Origin of the sequence: Rhodococcus sp. NPDC056516, assembly GCF_042794655.1 — a bacterium.
Classification (GTDB): domain Bacteria; phylum Actinomycetota; class Actinomycetes; order Mycobacteriales; family Mycobacteriaceae; genus Rhodococcus_F.
The window spans coordinates 332,632-352,545 of the sequence record NZ_JBHTTG010000003.1 but is presented as its reverse complement, the minus strand read 5'-3'; the positions used below and the strand labels follow the sequence as shown (position 1 = coordinate 352,545).

17 protein-coding genes are annotated in these 19,914 nt (G+C 61.3%); 3 read left to right on the top strand and 14 right to left on the bottom strand.

Going from position 1 to position 19,914, the window contains the following annotated elements; genetic code table 11:
- Positions 1–69: 69 nt before the first annotated feature.
- From ACFQ6Y_RS10935 to cycA, 4 genes are all read right to left on the bottom strand, one after another.
- Positions 70–963, bottom strand: a complete 894-nt coding sequence (locus ACFQ6Y_RS10935; RefSeq protein ID WP_378631953.1) for a universal stress protein — start codon at positions 961–963, stop codon at positions 70–72.
- A 141-nt stretch (positions 964–1,104) separates the two neighbouring features.
- Positions 1,105–2,610, bottom strand: a complete 1,506-nt coding sequence (locus ACFQ6Y_RS10930; RefSeq protein WP_378631939.1) for a glutamate-cysteine ligase family protein — start codon at positions 2,608–2,610, stop codon at positions 1,105–1,107.
- 125 nt (positions 2,611–2,735) lie between these two features.
- On the bottom strand, positions 2,736–3,506 hold the full coding sequence (locus ACFQ6Y_RS10925; RefSeq protein ID WP_378446373.1) for a M23 family metallopeptidase: 771 nt from the start codon (positions 3,504–3,506) through the stop codon (positions 2,736–2,738).
- Positions 3,507–3,628: 122 nt separating this feature from the next.
- Positions 3,629–5,092 carry a D-serine/D-alanine/glycine transporter gene (gene cycA, locus ACFQ6Y_RS10920; RefSeq protein WP_230814383.1) on the bottom strand — a complete coding sequence of 488 codons (1,464 nt, stop codon included), beginning with the start codon at positions 5,090–5,092 and terminating at the stop codon, positions 3,629–3,631.
- Positions 5,093–5,234: 142 nt separating this feature from the next.
- On the opposite strand from cycA, the gene ACFQ6Y_RS10915 reads away from it, so the two are divergent.
- Complete coding sequence (locus ACFQ6Y_RS10915) at positions 5,235–5,951, top strand: HAD family hydrolase (RefSeq protein WP_378631935.1); 717 nt, start codon at positions 5,235–5,237, stop codon at positions 5,949–5,951.
- A 4-nt stretch (positions 5,952–5,955) separates the two neighbouring features.
- On the opposite strand, the gene ACFQ6Y_RS10910 is transcribed toward ACFQ6Y_RS10915, so the two are convergent.
- The 8 genes from ACFQ6Y_RS10910 to eltD all read right to left on the bottom strand — a co-directional run bounded on the left by ACFQ6Y_RS10910 (position 5,956) and on the right by eltD (position 14,966).
- Complete coding sequence (locus ACFQ6Y_RS10910; protein ID WP_378631930.1) at positions 5,956–6,435, bottom strand: ribose-5-phosphate isomerase; 480 nt, start codon at positions 6,433–6,435, stop codon at positions 5,956–5,958.
- Positions 6,428–8,176 (bottom strand): dihydroxyacetone kinase family protein, encoded by a 1,749-nt coding sequence (locus tag ACFQ6Y_RS10905; protein ID WP_378631925.1) that lies wholly within the window; start codon positions 8,174–8,176, stop codon positions 6,428–6,430. The genes ACFQ6Y_RS10910 and ACFQ6Y_RS10905 overlap by 8 nt, the downstream gene beginning before the upstream one ends.
- Before the next feature lie 12 nt (positions 8,177–8,188).
- Positions 8,189–9,337 carry an ABC transporter ATP-binding protein gene (locus ACFQ6Y_RS10900; RefSeq protein ID WP_138872305.1) on the bottom strand — a complete coding sequence of 383 codons (1,149 nt, stop codon included), beginning with the start codon at positions 9,335–9,337 and terminating at the stop codon, positions 8,189–8,191.
- Positions 9,334–10,509 (bottom strand): ABC transporter ATP-binding protein, encoded by a 1,176-nt coding sequence (locus tag ACFQ6Y_RS10895; protein WP_378631918.1) that lies wholly within the window; start codon positions 10,507–10,509, stop codon positions 9,334–9,336. The genes ACFQ6Y_RS10900 and ACFQ6Y_RS10895 overlap by 4 nt, the downstream gene beginning before the upstream one ends.
- A complete protein-coding gene (locus ACFQ6Y_RS10890; RefSeq protein ID WP_021345201.1) occupies positions 10,509–11,375 on the bottom strand; it encodes a carbohydrate ABC transporter permease in 867 nt (288 codons plus the stop codon). Before ACFQ6Y_RS10890 ends, ACFQ6Y_RS10895 begins: the two co-directional genes overlap by 1 nt.
- A gap of 4 nt (positions 11,376–11,379) precedes the next feature.
- A complete protein-coding gene (locus ACFQ6Y_RS10885) occupies positions 11,380–12,345 on the bottom strand; it encodes a carbohydrate ABC transporter permease (protein ID WP_166809424.1) in 966 nt (321 codons plus the stop codon).
- A 37-nt stretch (positions 12,346–12,382) separates the two neighbouring features.
- Positions 12,383–13,762: an ABC transporter substrate-binding protein gene (locus tag ACFQ6Y_RS10880; RefSeq protein ID WP_378532781.1), complete on the bottom strand. Its 1,380-nt coding sequence runs from the start codon at positions 13,760–13,762 to the stop codon at positions 12,383–12,385.
- Positions 13,763–13,892: 130 nt separating this feature from the next.
- The gene (eltD, locus tag ACFQ6Y_RS10875; protein ID WP_378631913.1) at positions 13,893–14,966 is read right to left on the bottom strand and encodes an erythritol/L-threitol dehyrogenase; all 1,074 of its coding nucleotides are present in this window, start codon (positions 14,964–14,966) and stop codon (positions 13,893–13,895) included.
- 177 nt (positions 14,967–15,143) lie between these two features.
- On the opposite strand from eltD, the gene ACFQ6Y_RS10870 reads away from it, so the two are divergent.
- Together ACFQ6Y_RS10870 and ACFQ6Y_RS10865 are read left to right on the top strand one after the other, a co-directional pair.
- Positions 15,144–16,166 carry a sugar-binding transcriptional regulator gene (locus tag ACFQ6Y_RS10870; RefSeq protein WP_378631908.1) on the top strand — a complete coding sequence of 341 codons (1,023 nt, stop codon included), beginning with the start codon at positions 15,144–15,146 and terminating at the stop codon, positions 16,164–16,166.
- Between the two features lie 17 nt (positions 16,167–16,183).
- Entirely contained in the window at positions 16,184–16,954 is a 771-nt protein-coding gene (locus ACFQ6Y_RS10865) for an SDR family NAD(P)-dependent oxidoreductase (protein ID WP_378631903.1), read from the top strand.
- A 22-nt stretch (positions 16,955–16,976) separates the two neighbouring features.
- Here the strand turns inward: ACFQ6Y_RS10865 and ACFQ6Y_RS10860 are convergent, their stop codons facing one another.
- Complete coding sequence (locus tag ACFQ6Y_RS10860) at positions 16,977–18,455, bottom strand: FGGY-family carbohydrate kinase (protein WP_378631898.1); 1,479 nt, start codon at positions 18,453–18,455, stop codon at positions 16,977–16,979.
- Between the two features lie 40 nt (positions 18,456–18,495).
- Positions 18,496–19,893, bottom strand: coding sequence for a xylulokinase (xylB, locus tag ACFQ6Y_RS10855; RefSeq protein ID WP_378631893.1), 1,398 nt, complete (start codon positions 19,891–19,893; stop codon positions 18,496–18,498).
- Positions 19,894–19,914: the final 21 nt, after the last annotated feature.

The following is a 19,914-nucleotide window of genomic DNA, read 5'->3' as shown; positions in this document are numbered from 1 at the left end:
ATTCATGTGACTACCCCGTTCATATTCGATGACCGAAATGAACGGGGTAGCGGGAGAACCTGAAGAGGGTCAGGATTCTTCGGGACGAACCACCATGACGGGGCACTTGGCCGAAGCGATCAGGGTGTTGCTGGTCGAGCCGAGCAGCATGCCGCGGAATCCACCGCGACCACGGCTACCGACGACCACGAGCTGCGCTTTTGCCGACCAGTCCAGCAGCCGTCCGCGTGGGTTGTCGAGGTAGACCTCGCGCCGGACCTTCACGTCCGGGTACTGCTCGGACCAACCGGCCAAGCTCTCGCTGAGAACTGCGTGCTCTTCCTCTTCGAGGGACTGCGGTGCAAGTGCAGCGGCCCTCGGGTCTTCGAATGCCGCGCTACCGAGGTCACTCCACACGTGCAGCGCCACCAACTCGACGCCGCGGAATGCCGCTTCCTCGAAAGCCGCCCCGACGGCCTGCGCGCTCAATGCGCTGCCGTCGACGCCGACCACGACCGGCCCCTCCGAGGGCACCGCGCCGTCGCGGTCTCGGACGACGATCACCGGGCACTTGCCATGACTGGCCACCCCGACCGCGGTATTGCCGAGCACTGCCGTTGCCGCCTTGCCTGATGCAGAAGCTCCGACAACGACGCGCCTGGCCTGTGCCGAACTCTCGATCAACCACTGAGTTGCACTGCCGATGGCGATTTCGGTGTGAACCTCGAGTTTCGGATCGATCTCATGGGCGAACTGTTCCGCCTCTGCCAAGATCGCTTTTCCGGCCTCCTCGACCCATTCGTACACCCCGCCCGCGTCGACGTACGGTCCACCGAAACCGTACGGCGCGAAGTCGAGAGCGTGGATGATGTCGAGTCGCAATTCGCGCTGGGCGGCGATTTTCGCGGCTTCGCGGAGTGCGGTGGACGCAGTGTCCGAACCCTCGACTCCGACAACAACACTGTTATGTTCGCGTGAACTCATGTGCCCACCTTCCTGAAGAAGTAACCGAGCCACTTTCACTCTAACCATCCCACTTGTCCGGCTTTTTTGGGGTCGCCCCCTCTCGATTTCGGGGACTTAGGTCCCCGAAACTGTTGACGGATAGGAGAATTAGCAGAGCAATCAGGACCAGGTGTGAACAGGATCTCCCGTGCGCATGTTCTCCACGTAACCGCGGAGCATTCCGGTGAGCGCAGTCGAGCGGTCCGCGCCAGAGCCCTCCGCCCGCGCAACATGCTCTCGTTGCCAGGCGGCACCGGTCTGCCGATTCATGCACCGCCCTTCGATGACGCCGAGGTACCGATCGCGGGCGGCGGCGGACAATCCGAAGTCCGTCAAGCCCTCGTGCGCCAACGGCAGCAACCTTCGCAATATCAACTCGTCGGCACCGACCCAACCGATCTCCGGCCAGTACAGGGTCGCATCCAGTCCGTACTTGGCGCCGATGTGCAGGTTCTCTTCCGCCGCGTGAAAAGACATGTGCGACCACAGTGGCCGCTCCGCGTTCACCAGTGCCCGAACGGTTCCGTAGTAGAAGGCTGCATTGGCCATGATGTCGACGACGGTCGGTCCGGCCGGCAGTACGCGATTCTCGATACGCAAGTGCGGCTTGCCATCCGAGCAGTCGTACACCGGTCGATTCCACCGGTAGACCGTGCCGTTGTGCAATTGAAGCTCGCTCAACTCCGGAACCCCGCCCGCCGCGAGCACTTCCAGTGGATCGGTGTCCGACACATCAGGCAGCAGGGCCGGGAAATACCGCGAGTTCTCCTCGAACAAGTCGAGCACCGAATGGATCCACCGTTCACCGAACCACACCCGCGGACGCACACCTTGATTCTTGAGCTCGAAAGTTCGGGTGTCCGTGGCCTGTTCGAAGATCGGAATGCGTGATTCGTGCCAGAGTGCCTTGCCCGCCAGGAAAGGAGAATTGGCGGCCAACGCCACTTGCACTCCGGCCAGACACTGCGCGGCATTCCAGTGCGCGGCAAATTCTTCCGGCGCGACGCGCAGGTGCAACTGCATGGACGTACACGCCGCCTCCGGCACCACCGAATTGGTATCGGCCCGAAGAAGTTCCACGTCGCCGCCAGGTAGCGCGACACCTTCGACGTCGAGTTCGATGTCCTCTCCTCGCGCGGCAAAAATCTGCTCGTTGAGCAATTCGTAGCGCGGGTTGGCGGTGATCCACTCTCGATCGAGATGCTCGAGCTGCAGTGTCGGCAGCATCCCGATCATCACCATCTCGGCGTCGTGCGCATGGATTCGCGCGTCTGCAACGTCGAGGGACGCCCGCAGTTTCTTTTCCAATTCGAAAGTCGCGTCACCGGTGAGCGGGCCGGGTTCGACGTTCATCTCGACGTTGAACTGTCCGAGCTCGGTTTGGAAAACCTCAGCGTCGTCTATGGATTCGAGTACTTCACGATTCGACATCGCAGGAGCCATGTCCCCGTTCACCAGGTTGAATTCGATCTCCATACCCAGCAGCGGCGCCGGCTTGTCGACGGCGTCCCGAAAGTCACCACCGTCGAGCATCTGCTTCATGGCGTCGACGCATGAGCGCACCTTCTTACGAAAGAGCCTGCGATCGGCTCTGGTGAATTCTCTCGCCGTGACCTCTGCACCCATCGCGCGTTCCCCCTTCGACGATCAACGTCACTGAAGGCTATCCGGCCGGGGTCACCGACAAACGAGAACTGCGGTGGCACCAGGAAGATTTTCCCGGCACCACCGCAGTTCTACAAGAAGCTTTCTTACGAGTTGTCTACCCAGGTGACAGCCACGCCGCGGGCCTGCAGCCACGCTGCGGGATCGACCTTTGCGCCGTTCTCGGCAACCTCGAAGTGGAGGTGCGGGCCGGTGGACTGGCCACGGTTACCCACGGTGGCAATCTGCTGGCCGGCGTTGACACGCTGACCGACGTTCACCTGGTAATCGTTGACGTGACCGTACGTGGTGACGGTGCCGTCGTCGTGCTGGACACGGACCCACAGTCCGAAACCTGACGCCGGGCCGGCGTCGATGACCTGGCCGTCGGCTGCAGCCAGGATCGGCGTACCGATCGGGGCTGCGATGTCGAGACCGCCGTGGTGTGCTCCCCAGCGCGAACCGAAGGTGGAGGTCAGCGTTCCGGATACCGGCTGCACCGTGCGAGCGGACGTGCCGGGATTGATACCGGCGAGGAACTGCTGTGCCTGCGTGTTGAGGTCAGCTGCAAAATCGGGAAGCTCAGGAATGTCGAGAGCGGGAAGAGCTGCCAATTCAGCCGGAACGACAACGCCCTCGGGAAGCAGACCCTGCGGGAGTTCGAAGCCCGCGATGGTCTGTGTTGCGGGCGCCGCAGCAGCGGTTCCTGCACCCATCTGGCCTGCACCGACGAGGAGTGCACCGGTAGCCGCAGCTACGACGCCTGCCTTGACACCGGCACCAGGGCCAGACGACGCGGTGCGGTGGCGGCCGCTTGCTGCCTCGGGATCGATCTCGAAGACAACATCGTCATTGCCCGTGCGGTGGTGGTTTCCCACAGTGTGTACTCCGTCAGTCGTCGGCGTGCAGCGTCCTTCTGATGAAGCCCGCTCCTCTGTCTGCCGAAGAATGTAACAGTTTGATCAAGGCGGCCGCCACCGTTACCCGATCTTGACCAAAACTATTTTTCGCCGTTCTGTCGGCTGGCGTCCAGTTCTGACTTGAATGCGTCGTATCGTGCCCGGTGAGCGGGTCGGCGCCGGATGATCGCCCACGCGATACCCAGAACGACGAACCAGATCGGCGTGACGACAAGTGCCTGCAGGGTGTCGTCCTTGGTTGTCAGCGCCCAGAGGATGAAGACGAAGAACGCGAGCACGACCCAGCACATCACGATGCCGCCGGGCATCTTGAACTTCGACGCCTCGTGCAGGTGCGGACGACGCTTCCGGTACACCATGTAGCTCGCCAGGATGATCGTCCACACGAACATGAACAGCAGCGCTGAGATGGTCGTGACGACAGTGAAGGCCTCGATCACGGAGTCGCCCGAGAACAGCAGGATCAGCGACGCCAGCAGGAAGATGCACGAGAACATCAGGGCGTTCGCAGGAACCTTGCGTGAGTTCAGCTTGCCGAGAGCCCTCGGTGCGTCGCCTTCTTGTGCAAGCCCGAACACCATGCGCGAGGTGGAGTAGATACCCGAGTTCGCCGAAGATGCGGCGGAGGTCAGCACGACGAAGTTGATGACCGATGCAGCGATGCCGAGGCCGGCGAGCGTGAACATGGCGACGAACGGACTCTTGTCTGCACTGATTTCACGCCACGGTGTCACCGCGATGATCACGGTCAGCGCAATGACGTAGAACAGCAGCACACGAATGGGGATGGAGTTGATGGCCTTCGGCAGGTTCTTCTCCGGGTCCTTCGCCTCGGCTGCTGTCGTGCCGACCAGTTCGATACCCACGAATGCGAATACCGCGATCTGGAAGCCGGCCACGAAGCCCATGAATCCGGTCGGGAACATGCCGCCGTCGTTCCAGAGATTGTCGATGCCCGAGGTAGCACCGTTGGGCGCAGTGAACCCGGAGACGACCATGACGATGCCGACGATGATCAGGCTGACGATGGCGATGATCTTGATCAGCGCGAACCAGAACTCGGTTTCACCGAAGGCCTTCACCGTCGGCAAGTTCAGGAGGAGTAGGGCCGCGATCGTCAGCAAAGCGGGAATCCACGCCGCGAGACCTGGCCACCAGTATTTGAAGTAGCCGGAAATCGCGATGACGTCAGCGATGCCGGTGACGATCCAACAGAACCAATACGTCCAGCCGGTGAAGAATCCCGCCCAGGGGCCCAGCAGATCAGCGGCGAAGTCCGAGAAAGACTTGTACGCCATGTTCGAGAGCAGCAACTCCCCCATCGCGCGCATGACGAAGAAGAGCATGAAGCCGATGATCATGTACACGAAGATCACGGAGGGCCCGGCGAGAGAGATCGTCTTGCCCGATCCCATGAAGAGTCCGGTGCCGATGGCCCCACCGATGGCGATCAGCTGGATATGCCGGTTGGACAGCTGACGTGAGAGGTGGGGGTCTTCGCCGGACGGCTTCGTCAAATCTGGTGTGTTCGCGTGGTCGGACACGGAGGATCCCCCTCGTCGTTCGGTTCATCCGGGGCGTCGAAATCACGCCCGTCGGGGGAACCTCGGAAAATGTGCCCTCTCAAAGTACGCGTGCACTGGCTCACATCACGCATCGGAAAGCGGACGCCGATAACCTGTCGAGGTGAACACTGACAGCACGGCCCATCAAGACGGACATATCGCCGCGACGCTGTTCGATTTCTCCGGAACGCTCTTCCGTCTGGAAGAGAGCGACGATTGGAACGAGCACCTCGTCGATCACCAAGGTGATCCGCTCGACGTGCATGCTCAAGCCGAGCTGATGCGCAGGATGACCGCGCCGGTGGGTAGAACCGTCGAGATGGACGAAGCCGGGATCTACGCGTGGGAGAACCGCGACCGGGATCCGAAGTTGCATCGTCAGGCCTACCTCGACGTGTTGAGCAAGTCCGGAGTTCCCGATCCGGTTCGCGCCGAGGCTTTCTACGCCCTACTGGTCGATCCGGACCAGTGGTCGCCGTACCCGGATACCGGCGAGGTCCTGCAAACATTGTCGGAGAAGGGCATACGAACCGCGGTCCTGAGCAACATCGCCTTCGACATCCGACCGGCGTTCGTCGACCGAGGCTGGGACGTCTGGGTCGACGAGTTCGTACTCTCTTTCGAGGTGGGTGCAGTCAAGCCCGAACCGGCGATCTTCGAGTACGCCCTTGCGCAACTCGATGTGGATGCGGCGCAAACTCTGATGGTCGGTGACAGCGACATCGCCGACGGCGCTGCCCGAGACGTCGGTTGCCAGTTCGCACTTGTCGATCCCCTGCCGACGACCGAACGCCCGCACGCGCTACTCGACGCAGTCCGAAAGTTCGGCCTGCTCTGAGCGATCAGCAGTCGCGGGGCTTACCGGCAGTCTCGTATTCGCCGATCGCAGCAACCTTCTCGGCAGAGGCGCTCCGAGTGTCGAAGTGATAGCCCAACCACTCCTTCGCCAGTCGCCTGGCGAGTTCGAGTCCAACCACTCGCTGCCCGAAACACAAGACCTGCGCGTCGTTGCTGAGAACCGATCGCTCCACCGAGAAACTGTCGTGGGCAGTCACCGCACGGATCCCCGGTACCTTGTTGGCGCTGATGGCGACGCCCAATCCTGTTCCACACACGAGGAGCGCCCGGTCGGCTTTGCCGTCGGCCACCAACCTGGCGGCGGTGACAGCAACGTGTGGATACGCCGTGTGCTCGTCGTTCCCGACGCCGACATCGGTCACCACCTCCACACGGTCGTCGGCTTCGAGGTCGGCCTTGAGTGCCTGCTTGTACTCCAAGCCGGCGTCGTCGCAACCGACGACGATACGAAGTCGCTCAGCCATGATCGTGCTCCTTGCGTTCAGAGTTCGTGTTCAAGAAATCGGCGACGGTACGGACGCACATCGCCATCGATATCGCGCCGGCATCCGGGGTGCCGACGCTCCGTTCTGCCAGCGGTCGTGCCCGACCCACCAGCGGACGCAATTGCGCCGTGGCGTCGGCTGCGGTCTGGGCAACGACGGCGGCTTCGTCCCACGCCTGTGCCGTGAGCACCCCATTTCCGACTGCGGCACTTAAGGTTTCCACGAACGGCCACAGAGCGTCGAGCATCGTCTTGTCGCCTGGTTTTGCTCCACCGAGCGCCACTATCGCGTCGTAGCCCGCCCGCACACCGTCAGCGAGGTCATGGGCACCTGGTTGCCCCTTGTCGCCCAGCCTGGTTCCCATCGCCGTAAGCGCGGCACCCCACAGCACGCCGGACGTTCCGCCTGCCTTTGCCGCCCAGGCTTCACCCGCTGCAGTCAGAACTCCTTGTGGCCCTGCACCTTGCGCGGCTGCGGACTGCGCTGCCAGTGTCGCGTACTCGGTTCCGCGAACCATCCCGCGCCCGTGGTCTCCGTCGCCTGCCACCGCATCGATGCGGCCCAGTTCTTCTTCGTTGTCCGCCATCACCCGAGCGAGAGCCTCGATGACCGTAGCCACGGTTTCTCCGCATAGTCGTCCCTGGTCGTCGCCCGCAGCGCTCACGCCGGACGTCTCGTGCACGGAAGTGGTTGTACGACGCTCCCCCGATCGTGTTGCCACACCGAATGTTCCGCGTCGAAATGCCGGAGTGTCCGCGGCTGCGGTCCAGAACGATTCGAGTTCCTCGTCCAGCCACATGAGCGTCAGTGAACAACCGGCCATGTCCAGACTGGTCACCAACTCTCCGACCTCCGGCGAGACGATTGTGTATCCGGCCTCCCGCAACAGCTTCGACGCGGTTCCCCAGACCACGAACAATTCCTCGTACTTGGTACGCCCGAGCCCGTTGAGGATGGCACCGACGCGTGTCCCGGTACCGTCCGGTCGTTCGGCAAGCACGCCGTCGACCAATAGTCGCGCCAGTTCTGCGGCACTTGGCATCTCGTGCGTGGATACACCCGGTTCTCCGTGAATACCCAGCCCCAGATCCATCATTCCGGTTTCCACTGTGAACAGTGGGTGATCCGCGCCCGGCATGGTACATCCGTCGAAAGCAACACCGAGGGTTCGTGTGTTGTCGTTCGCCGCGCGGCCTACTCGCTGTACCTCGTCGAGGTTGTATCCCGCTTCCGCAGCAGCCGACGCGATCTTGAACACCGTGAAATCACCGGCGATTCCCCGCCGCTTCGTGATGTCCTCCGCCGATGCACTCGCAATATCGTCGGTGACCGGCAGGTATCGAGCATCAATTCCCTCGTGCGCCAAAGCTTTCACTGCGAGCGAGAAATTCATCACGTCACCCGCGTAATTTCCGGTGGTCAGAAGAACCCCGGCACCGCCGTCGACGGCGCGAGCGACGGAGGTCGCCTCCGCGGCGGAGGGAGACGTGAAGATGTTTCCCACCACCGCGCCGTCGGCGAACCCCGGCCCGACAACACCACAGAACGCGGGATAGTGACCGGAGCCGCCACCTACGACGACCGCAACCTTGCCCGGTCGTGTCTCCTGGGCTCGTACTACACCGCCTGGTACACCGACAACATAGTCGGAGTTGGCGTCGAGGAAACCCTCGAGCATGTCTTCCGTAAAAGTCGCGGGATCGTTGAATAGCCGAGTCATGACAAAATACCTCTAACGCAGTCGATTTCCGGTTTCAGGGTCGAACAGATAGACACGTTCGGGAAGAGCAGTCGCAGCGCACTCGTCGCCTGCCGCAAACCTTTCGTGGGCCGGCGTCTGAACCATCAGCGTTGATCCCGAGCCAGTCGACTCGGTTCCCGCTGCGTTCACCTGTACCAAACCGAACTCCATCAGGTGCTCGAAATGCTTCACGTGCACGGTGATCTGCCGATGCCCGGCAGGCCCCGGCACCATAGTCATGTCCTGGGGGCGAACCCCGACCCGAACCGACTGACCCTCAACGACATTGCGAGTCGAGACCGGCAAGGTACCAGCCGATCCTATGGCAACAACCGCAGATCCGTTCTCGAGGCGGACAATTCCGTCGAACATGTTGATCTGAGGTTCGCCCACGAACTCCGCCACGAAGATGTTGGCCGGATCGTCGAACACCTCGTCGGGAGTGCCGTACTGCTGGATGATGCCACCGTCCATCACCGCAAGCCGGTCGGCCAAGCTCAGCGCTTCGACCTGGTCGTGGGTGACCACGATTGTGGTGTAGCCGAATTCGCGTTGCAGCATCTTCAGTTCACGCCGAACCCGTTGCCGCGCCGACGCGTCGAGGTGCGATAGCGGTTCGTCGAGGAGCAGCACCGGCGGATTTCGCACAAGCGCCCGAGCGAGTGCAACCCGCTGCTTCTGCCCGCTCGACAATCCTGCCGGACGCAAGTCGAGTAGGTCCTCCATCTCGAGACGACGGGCGATGGTGGACACCAGTTCGTCTGCGCCCGCCACCTTTCGGGCTTTCAATCCGTACGAGAGGTTGTCGCGTACCGAGAGCGGCGGATACAAAGCGTAGCTCTCGAATCCAACCCCGACGCCTCGTTTCCCGGGCGCCAACTGACTGATCTTCCGGTCACCGATCAAGATCTCCCCACTCGAGACGGTCTCCAGTCCGGCGATCATCCGCAAGGTTGTCGTCTTGCCGCATCCCGAAGGACCTAGCAGGGCGACCAACTCACCGGGTTCGATGTGCAGGTCGATTCCTTTGACCGCGTGGAATGTTGCCCGCCCGCGTGAAGAGTAGGTCTTCTCCAGGTTGTCCAGGGTGAGTGATTGCGCGACCTTCGTGGCGCGACGGCTATCGGCGGTAGTGGTCATCGCCTGTCCTCCTGTGCTGCGTGGGTCGTTACACTGTCGCCGGTCCTACCGGCGCCGGCGATCGCGCTGCCGAGTCGTCGACTGTCTGTTCCCGCTGGCGCTCCCTCGAACAGGTGAATGTTCTGGCGCGCCACTTCCACAACGATCTCGGCGCCTTCGACCGCGAGCGAACCACCCGAAGACAGACCGATCATCGTGACCCCGCCGCCGAGATCTATCGAGAGTTCGACATTGCGGCCGAGACGCTCCACCAGTTGGATGCGGCCGCGTACGGCCACCGAACCGGAGTTCCGCGAGAAATCTGCCCGGATCTCGATGTCACACGGTCGGATACCGATTCGAGCGCCGGCCGACGCAGATATCGTGATATCCGACGGAATCCCGACCTCCAGATCGGTTCCGAGCACCCGGAGCGCTGCCCCGTCGACTACTGCGTCGAACACGTTGATCTCGGGTTGGCCGAGCGAGCGCGCCACGAAGGTGTCAGCGGGCGCATGCCAGATGTTCGCCGGTGTGTCGATCTGGACCAGCCGTCCCTCCCGCAGGATCGCGATACGATCACCCAACGCCAGCGCTTCTTGATAGTCGTGTGTCACGTATACCGTTGTGGTGTTGGACATCTGACCGAGCTGACGCAGTTCGGCACGCATCGCGGCCCGTAGTTTGGCATCGAGATGTGAGAGCGGTTCGTCGAGAAGGTACACGTCGGCCGGCCGTACCAACACTCGCCCGAGAGCAACTCGCTGCCGCTGCCCGTTCGACAATTCCCGTGGAAAGCGCTCGAGAAGATGGTTGATTCCCAAGGTCTTGGTGACGGTGTCGATCCGGCGCTTCTGCTCGTCCTCCGAGTATTTTCCAGTTCGACCGGACTTCAGTGGTGACGCCAGATTCTCGGACACCGTTTTTTGTGGGTACAACGCGTAACTCTCGAAGGCCATGGCGACGTTGCGGTGGTACGGCTCGACGAGCGTCATGTCCACTCCCCCGATGTCGACCGTGCCGTCGTCGACTTCGACGAGTCCGGCTATCGACTTGAGCGTCGTCGTCTTGCCTGCGCCCGAAGGTCCCAGAATGACGAGGAATTCACCGTCTGCCACGTCGAGGTCGATGCCGTCGATGCCCACGGTCTTTCCGTAGTGTTTGGTCAATGCTTTGACAGTAAGTGCGACCATCAGGATTTCACCGCCCCGAACGACAGTCCGCGCACAAGGTATCGCTGGATCGTCAACGCCAGAATCAGCGGTGGTAGTGCAGCGATCACCGCAGCCGCAGCTGTCAGGTTGTAGTAGGCCTGTCCGCCACCACCGAGGAACTTGGTCACCGCGACGGTGACTGTTCCGGCGTTGCTGTCGGCGAGGATGAGTGGGAATACGTAGTTGTTCCACGCGAATATGAACGAAAGCAGCGCTGCTGCAGCAATTCCCGGACGAACGAGTGGTAGCGCCACCATGACGAAAGCGCGCTTGCGCGTGTATCCGTCCAGGAGGGCCGCCTGTTCGAGGTCTTCAGGCAGATCTTCGAAATACGAGCGCAAGATCCAGACCACCAGGGGCATCGTCACCAGTTGCAGAACCCACACCATTCCGAGTTTGGTGTCGAACAACCCGATCTGGTTGTAGATGACGAACAGCGGCACGATCACCATCAGCTCCGGCGCAAAGCGGAAGGACAGCATGTTGAACATCAAATCGTTGGATCCCTTGTACTTCCACCGTCCGGCAGCATACGCAGCCGGAATGCCGATAGCCAACGAAACCAGAACAGCACCACCACAATTGATCAAGCTGGTGAGCAGAGCCGACTTGAAGTCGACACTCGTCAGATCCGTACCCTTCTGACTCAGCACGGTTCCGAAGTTCTCGAACGTGGGACTGAACTTGAAGTATGTGGTGGTCTGCTCGGCCGGAGTCTTCAGCGCCAGCAGAAACATCCACAGGATGGGAAAGAGCGAGAAGACGAACCACACGACCAACACGATGTCCGCGGCTACGGCACCCACCGTGAACCTCTTCTGGCCTGGCATCAATTCACTGGCCATGACTTTACGACTCCGCTCCGGCAGCACGACGCTGCGCTTTGCCCAACACGCTCACCAGATAGCGCGCGGTGACGAACACGATGATCCACAGCAAGAACATGTAGGTGCTGCCGCGGGAATAGTCGAGATTGATGATCGAATCCTCGAACGCACCGATCTGGAGCGTTCGGGTGGACAGTCCTGGCCCACCCGCAGTCAGGACGTACACCGCGTCGAACACTTTGAGGTTGTCCATGAATCGGAAGATCACGGCGACCAGAATGTATGGCCACAACATGGGCAGCATCAGCCTGCGGAACATGTAGAACCAGCTGGCGCCGTCCACCTCGGACGCTTCGAACGGCTCCTTCGGTAGCGAACGCATGCCGGCGAGAACAAGAATTGCCACGAAGGGAGTGAAGATCCACAGGTCCACCAGAATGACGGACCACAGTGCATTCTGACTGCTCAACCAGTCGAATGTGTTGCCCAGTCCCAGAACGTGATTCAGAATTCCGAACTGCGGGTTGAACATCAGCTTCCAGATCACACCGGCGATGACCGGTGCGATCATCAAAGGAAGGATCAGCACTTTCTCGAAGATCTTCCCGATCAAGCTCGAACGGTTGAGCAGTAACGCGATGCCGACGCCGATCACCGTCTCGACCGCCGTGGCGACAATCGCGAAGACTCCGGTCACACGCACGCTGGTCCAGAAGCTCGAGTCGCCCAGCACACTCGCGAAGTTCTTGAACCACACGAACTGCGGATCCGGGTTCACTGCCGCGTAATTCAAGAACGAGTAGTACGCGCCGATCACAAACGGATAGAGAATTCCGACAACGATCACCACAGCCGGAATCGAGAGGATGTAGGGGCGCAACTTGCGTCGCCACATCGGCACTTCGGGAGGTTCGACGTTGCGGGGCGGTGCGCCTGCCGGTTTCGCGGAGTGCGCCTCCGACGGCGGACGGGTGGATTGGGTAGTCACTTTTCCTTACTCCCTTGCTCCGGTGATCCGCCGCGGATCAGAGGTTTACCTTGGATGTGTTGGTCTTGGCGAGCGAGGACAGCGTCGATTTCGCGTCCTTGCCGCCGTAGATGTCCTGCAGCGCGACAGCCCAGTCCTCGGTGGTGTCGAAGAACTTCTTCTGAGGCGTGAACTGGATCTTGGAACTGCCGATCACCGTCTCGAACGTTTCGAGATAGCCCGGCATACCGTCGCCGACTTCCTGTTTGAAAGTTTCGTTGAACACGGACTCGCGCACGGGGTTCGCGAAGATGCCTGATTTGACCGCGTCGTTGAGAGTTCCCTTACTGGTGGCCCACTGCAGGAAAAGCCATGCCGCATGCTTTTTCTCGGAACGCGCATTCATGGCCAACGACCACGTCCACAGGTTGGTCGCGTAACTCCCGTCCGGACCCGCCGGACCCGGGTACCACGCGAGGTTACCCGCTTCGCGACTGGCTCCGGGCTTGTTCTTCGGGTACGTCGCACTGTCCGCGTCGTAGACCATCATTGCCTTGCCGTCACCGAGATCGCCTGTCGCCTGCGGATAGTCGTACGTTGTCCACGAGGTCGGTCCGGCAGCGTGCATCATGTCGATCCACTTCTCGGTGAAGGCGACAGCCTTGTCCGAATCCATGGTCGCCACCAACTCGCCACCCCGGAATTCGTAGTCCTTCGCGCCCTCGCGGGTGAACTGCGTCATGAACCCCGGGTGAATCGTCGCCCAGGACTTCGAGCCTCGCGTGGCGATTCCGTAGACGTTCTCACTTCGATCCGTGAGATCCGTTGCAAGTTGGATCAATCCGTCGAATGTGTCGGGCAGCTTGATGCCCTTGTCGTCGAAGACTCTCTTGTTGTAGGTGACGACGTTGTTCTCGAATCCGAGCGGTAGTGCCCACTGCCCACCGGTTCCGAGTGGAGACCCCAACTCGAAATCCCAGCGGGTGGAGGTACGCAACCCCTCGTAGATGTCCTCGAAGTCGTACTCGTCGCTGGTGGCCGATGTGTTCTCGAGCCAGGGCTGCAGATCCTCGAGCCAGGCCGGCGGCCCGTACTGCCAGATGAAGTACGCGCCGAGCATGAATACGTCGTGCTTGCCGGTACCACCGGCAAGTTCCGTGTTGAGCTTGGTGAAATAGTCGGCCTCCGGCACCAGATCGGCTTTGACTGTAATACCGGTCAATTCGGTGAAATCAGCGAGCAGCGGCTGCAACGCCTGCTGATACGGGTGCGGGGTTTGCAGGATGTTGATGCTCGTACCTTCGAGCGCCCGCCAATTGAATCCGCCTGTCACCTCCGACGCTCCGTTGGTCGGCTTCTCACCACCACCGACACCACAGGCGGAAAGTATGGGCACGCTCGCGGCAGCCATCCCCGCGATACCGAACGCCCGCAGCATCTCTCGACGCGAGAGCTGTGGACCACCGCTGAATGGGACGCGGGGTGTGAAACGACTCATGTTGATTCTCCGCTGAATGGATGAGTGGGGATCTCGAACGACCTGCGGTACAGGCCGGGTGTGCGAACCGTCAGGGAATGAGTGAGACCTTCACGGACTCGGTGCCACTGGCCACCAGATCGAGTCCCTTCTGGAAGTCTTCCAACGGAAGCTGATGCGTGCAGATCTTGTCCATCGGCAGCAGGCCTGACTCGATCATCCGGATTGCGGCCGGCCAGCAGTCTGGGCCCAGGTGCGCCCCGAGGACGTCAAGTTCCTTGTCGTCGCTGATAATGCTCCAGTCGACGCTGACGTCGTCTTTGAACACTCCGTATTCGACGTAGGTGCCGAGCTTACGCAAGATGTTGAGGCCCTGCGGAACTGCAGACGGATGGCCTGTCCCCTCGAGATAGACATCGGCTCCGTAACCGTCGGTGAGATCCTTGACGATCTGCACGGCATCTTCGTCGGCAATGTTGATGACGATGTCGGCTCCGCACAGTTTGGCGAGCTCGAGCTTTTCCGGTGCCATGTCGAGAGCGATCACGTGCGCCGGGCTTTTTGCCCGCGCACCGGCAACCATCCCCAGCCCGATTGGCCCGCAGCCCGCAACAACGACAACGTCGTCAAAGGTGATTCCAGCTCGTTCCACGGCGTGCAGTGAGCACGACAGCGGCTCTGCAAACGCAGCATGTGCTGCCGGGAGATCCTTGGATACCTTGTGCACCAAAGCTTCCACTGGATAGACCATGAATTCGGCCATCGCGCCGGGGGTGACTCGCTTGAATCCGTACAGGTTGTGCGGTTGGCACATGTGATACTGACCGCGCTTGCAGTAACGGCACTCCCAACACGGAACGATCTGTTCGGAGACCACACGGTCGCCCACCTCGATCCCCCAGCGCTTCGACCCTTCCGCATCGATCGAGACAACCTCACCGACGAATTCGTGCCCCGGAATGACCTCGGTCTCGGCCCAAGCCGGACGGTTCTCGTCGCCCCAGAATTTTGCTGCACCGTGGTAGCACTTCAGGTCACTCGCACAGATTCCGACTGCTTCGACCCGAACCAGCGCTTCACCGGGGCCCGGAACAGGCTTCGGCACTTCTTCGAGTCGATAGTCGCGCGGACCGTGGCAGATGACCGCCTTCATCGTCTCGGACATCGTTGTCTCCTCTTGGGATCAGGTCTGGATGGGGCGCTGAGCGCTGGTCCAGTGGCTGCACATGAACACAATTTCATGTGTCGGCGGTCACAGTATCGGATCGAATTACATATGTCCAGCACAATTGTTCATCTGAACTAGGTGCGTGAGCATCTGTTCATGCGGTACCTTTCTGTCATGCCGATCAGCAGCTCAGACGCGATGCCACTACCCGCATCCACGCCTGCCGGTTCGGCACCGACCAGCACGAACAGCACCTTCACACGCGCGTTGCTCTACACCGCGGCCAAGCTTTACTACGACGAGGACGCCACTCAAGCCGAAGTGGCAAAAGCCCTCGGCACCAGCCGCGCCACCGTCAGTCGCATGCTCTCCGAGGCGCGAAGGCAGGGCATAGTCCGCATCCAAGTTGTGCCGCCTCAGGAAGAAGCACATGGAAGCCTGGCCGAGCGGCTGCGCGTCAAGCTCGGGCTGCATCGCGTGTACCTCTCAGGTCCCCTACCCACTCCGGCACAGCAGAAAGGCACGGTTGACGTCATGGGTTCGGTACTCGCCCCGGCGACGGCCGAGGCACTCGCCGGCGCAGGCCTCGTGCCAGGTGACGTACTGCTCGTGTCCTCCGGGCGGACGGTCTACGAAGTCGCGCAATACGATCTGACGCCCATTCCAGGAGTCTTGGTCGCTCCCACTGTCGGTGGCAACGACCAACCGGAGGAGTGGTACCAGACCAACGAGATCACCCGCTTGATCTCGAACAAGATCGGCGGACGTCCGAATTATCTTTTTGCGCCGGCGCTTCCAGGTCCCGATCTGTATCCGACCCTCACCAAGGATCCGGCCATACAGCGAGTTCTCGGCCTGTGGCCACGAGCTCGGGCTATTCTCATGGGCATCGGCGCTCCACCTCTACTGCGCGCCGACATTCCGCAGTTCGTTCCGATAACATCGTCGTCGCTTCGAGAAGCCGTGGGTGACATCTGCTCTCGCTTCTACGATCGCGACGGCAACACCGTCGACTTCCCCGGTAGCGAACGCCTTATTGCGCTCGAACTGTCTGCACTGCAAGATATCCCGGTGGGTATCGCCGTGGCCGTCGGCGCCGATAAAGTCGCTCCCATCATTGCCGGTGCGCGCAGCCGGTACTTCAATCAACTCGTCACCGACCCCACCACCGCACAACAGATACTTGCGGTCGAGTAACTTCGAAAGGCTTTGCCATGCCTACTGCGTCAGCCCGCCTGCTCGACGGAAAACGCGCTCTTGTCACGGGAGCCTCGAAAGGCATCGGCACGCAAATCGCACACGCCTTCGCCCAAGCCGGTGCGGACGTAATCGTCTCCGGTCGTAGCCGTTCCGAACTCACAACGCTGGCCGACAGACTCCGCGACAGTTGTGGCGTGCGCGCCGAGATTCTCGTTGCAGACCTCGCATCCCCCGACGCACCGACCCAGGTCGCACAAGAGTCTCTCGCGGTATTCGGCGGACTGGATGTGCTGGTCAACAACGCTGGAATCTCGTATCCCGAATTTGTCACCGACATAACCGAACCCAACTTCGACGCGGTTCTGAACGTCAACCTCCGTGCCCCGGCCTTGCTCGCCGCGAAGATCGGCTCGGCCATGGCCGATGCGGGCGGCGGAGCCATCGTGACGGTTGCTTCAGCAGCAGCCTTGCGCGCTTTGCCCGAGCACTATTCGTACTGCATCGCAAAGGCAGGTTTGGTGATGGCCACCAAAGTGCTTGCCTTGGAGTTGGGTAACCGCGGCGTCCGGGCGAACTCGGTCTGCCCGACGGTTGTACTCACCGAGATGGGACAGACGGTATGGGGTGAGCACGACAAGGCCGCACCTATGTTGAATCGTATCCCGAGTGGCCGCTTTGCCGTACCGGACGAGGTGTCCGAGGCCGTCGTCTGGCTGGCGTCGGACGCCGCCGCCATGGTGAACGGAACCGATCTTCCCATCGACGGCGGTTACCTCGTGAGCTGAACGGCCGCAGCCATCAGGCCGTTCAGCCGAATTCGGCGAGGGCGTGGATTTGTTCCTTCGTCGTCGGATACAGCGTCAACCACGTTTGATACAAATCCTCGTACATCGCGCTGTTGGCTGCATTCGGCACTACCTCGTGCGACAGCGTCGTCCAATCAGTATCCGGCGCAACAAGTCCGGTTCCGATCGCAGCCAACAACGCGTCGCCGTAGCTGGCGCCGATGGTCTGAGCGGGAACCAACTGTGTGTGTCCCGTGATGTCGCTGATCGCCTGCGTCCAGACCCGACTCTTGACCCCACCTCCCACCGCGATCGTGCGTCGGACTGGTTCATCTGTGTCACCGAACATCTCGAGTATCTGACGGATTCCGAAGGCTATGCCCTCATAGGCTGCTCGAAACAGATGACCCCGGCCATGGCGCAACGAGAGTCCTGCGACCACGCCTCTGGCTTTGGGGTCGAACACTGGGGTACGTTCGCCGGCAAAGTACGGCAGGATCAACAGCCCTTCGGCGCCTGCCGGTATTGCCTCAGCTTCGGCGAGCAACTGTTCGAATGGTGCATCACCGGTGAGCTTTTGAAGCCAGCCGGTCAAGCTTCCGGCGGTGGATGTGCCGGCCGCAAGTGCCAGAGTATTCTTCTGAACGCCTGCGGTTGTCCACAATGCCGGGTTGCTGTGAAACTTGTCGAGCACCTGCACAAGGAACATCGTCGACCCGTACATGAGCATGAGATCCCCGGGATGACGGGCACCCACACTGAACCCCTCGGAAAAGGCGTCGACGGTACCCGCGACAACAGGAGTTCCGACCGGTAGTCCGGTCTGCTCGGCCGCATCACCGTGCACAAGTCCGACAACATCACTCGGCCACACCAAACGTGGGCATTCCAGATGTCCCAGAATGCGATCGAGCCACTCGGATTTCCAGCTGAAGTCTCGAACCGAATAGAGCGGATCGCACTGACTGGCCGTGTGATGATCTTGAATGTACTCGCCGGTCAGCTTTGCGGCGATGTACGAATTCGAGCCGTACCACCGCGTCGCCGCGGCAAAAACATCCGGTTCGTGGATGCGCACCCATTCGATCTTCGGTCCGACGGCCTGACTCGACAGGAGTTTGCCACCACAATCGAGTATTGCCTCCTCGCTGAACAATTCGGTCAGCGAGGCCACCTCCGCTGACGCTCGACTGTCGATTCCGTAGAGGATAGCCGGACGAACAGGACGAAGTTCACTGTCGCACAACACCAATGCCGGGCCGACACCACTGACACATACGCCGGCCACCTTGGCATTCGTGGGAACTTGCGCCACAAGACGTTTCGAGATCGCACACACCTCGGACCACCACATCTTCTCGGCGTCCACCTCGGCCCACCCTGGCCGGGGCATCGAGATCTGGTGATCGATCTGCTCGGTTGCCAGGACCACACCGTCAGGGGTCACCAGAACCCCTTTGCTGCTGCCCGTCCCCATGTCTATCCCTACCAACAAGTCCACGGAGTCACCCTAACCGAGCGAACGGTGTCAGGCTCTGTGGTTACACGCCTTCGGTGAGTTCGCGCAGCGACGCGTAACGCTCACGCACGTGGGGAGCTGGTTCGGCGTCGAATCGCCGCTCTTCCGGTTTCGGCCACACCGGCGGCTGCACGTCTTTGGACAGAGCCCATGCTGCTTGCCGGCAGGCTCCCTCGGCGACGTACTCACCCGGAGCAGGGATCACGACCGGCACCCCGAGAATTGCCGGCGCTATCTCACAGAGTGCACGAGACTTCGCTCCGCCTCCCACAAGGAGAACTCGCTTCACCTCGACACCCTGACGAACCAGATCGTCGACGCCATCGGCCAAGCCGCACAGGAGACCTTCGACGGCGGCTCGTGCAAAGTGCGCAGGCGTCGAGTTCTGCATACGGAATCCGTGCATGGCTCCCGTGGCGTCGGGCCGGTTGGGCGTCCGCTCACCCTCGAAGTACGGGATCATGACCAACCCGTCGTTTCCGAGGGGCGCGGTCAGCGCCAACCTGGACAGTTCGGCGTGATCGACGCCGAGAATGGATGCCGTCGCATCAAGAATGCGAGCGCCGTTGAGAGTGCATACCAGCGGCAGGTGCAGTCCGGTCGCGTCCGCGAATCCTGCCACGTTTCCACTGGGATCGTGTGTGGGCGTGACTGATACAGCGGATACTACGCCGGAAGTTCCGATCGAGATGATCACGTCACCGGGGACTGCACCCAAACCAAGTGCGGCGGCGGCATTGTCACCCGTGCCCGGTCCGATGATTCCCCCGGAGTGAGTGCTTCCGATCTTCTCGTTCGGCGCTGCAACTCGGGGAACCTGCGGGGTTCGATCGCGAAATGCCAACGCCAACAGATCGATACGGTATTCGCGCGTCGAGGCAGCGTAATAGCCGGTTCCACTGGCGTCGCCCGCGTCGGTGGCAAGTTCCTTCAACGACCCTGACCCGCCCAATTTCCAGGACAGCCAGTCGTGCGGAAGACACACCGCGGCAGCGCGATCGGCGTTGGCCGGCTCGTGATCTGCCAGCCATCGAAGCTTGCTTGCCGTGACTGCAGCGACCGGAACGACTCCGACGGCGTCGGCCCATTCGTTCGATCCGCCGAGTTCTTCTACCAGATCGGACGCAGCCTTGGCCGAACGAGTGTCGTTCCACAGCAGCGCCGGCCTGACGACCTCGCCGCCGTTGTCCAGACACACCATGCCGTGCTGTTGAGCTCCGACGGAAACTGCCGCGACGTCGTCCAGCCCACCCGCCGCGGCAATTGCACTGTCCACAGCCTCGAGCCAGCAGGCCGGATCTATCTCTGTACCGACTGGATGAGCCGCTCGTCCTTCTCGTACCAGTTCGCCTGAATCGGCGTCACGGACAATGACTTTGCACGACTGAGTAGACGAATCGATACCGGCAACGAGCGTCACGCTGGAGTCCTTTCCGAAGGG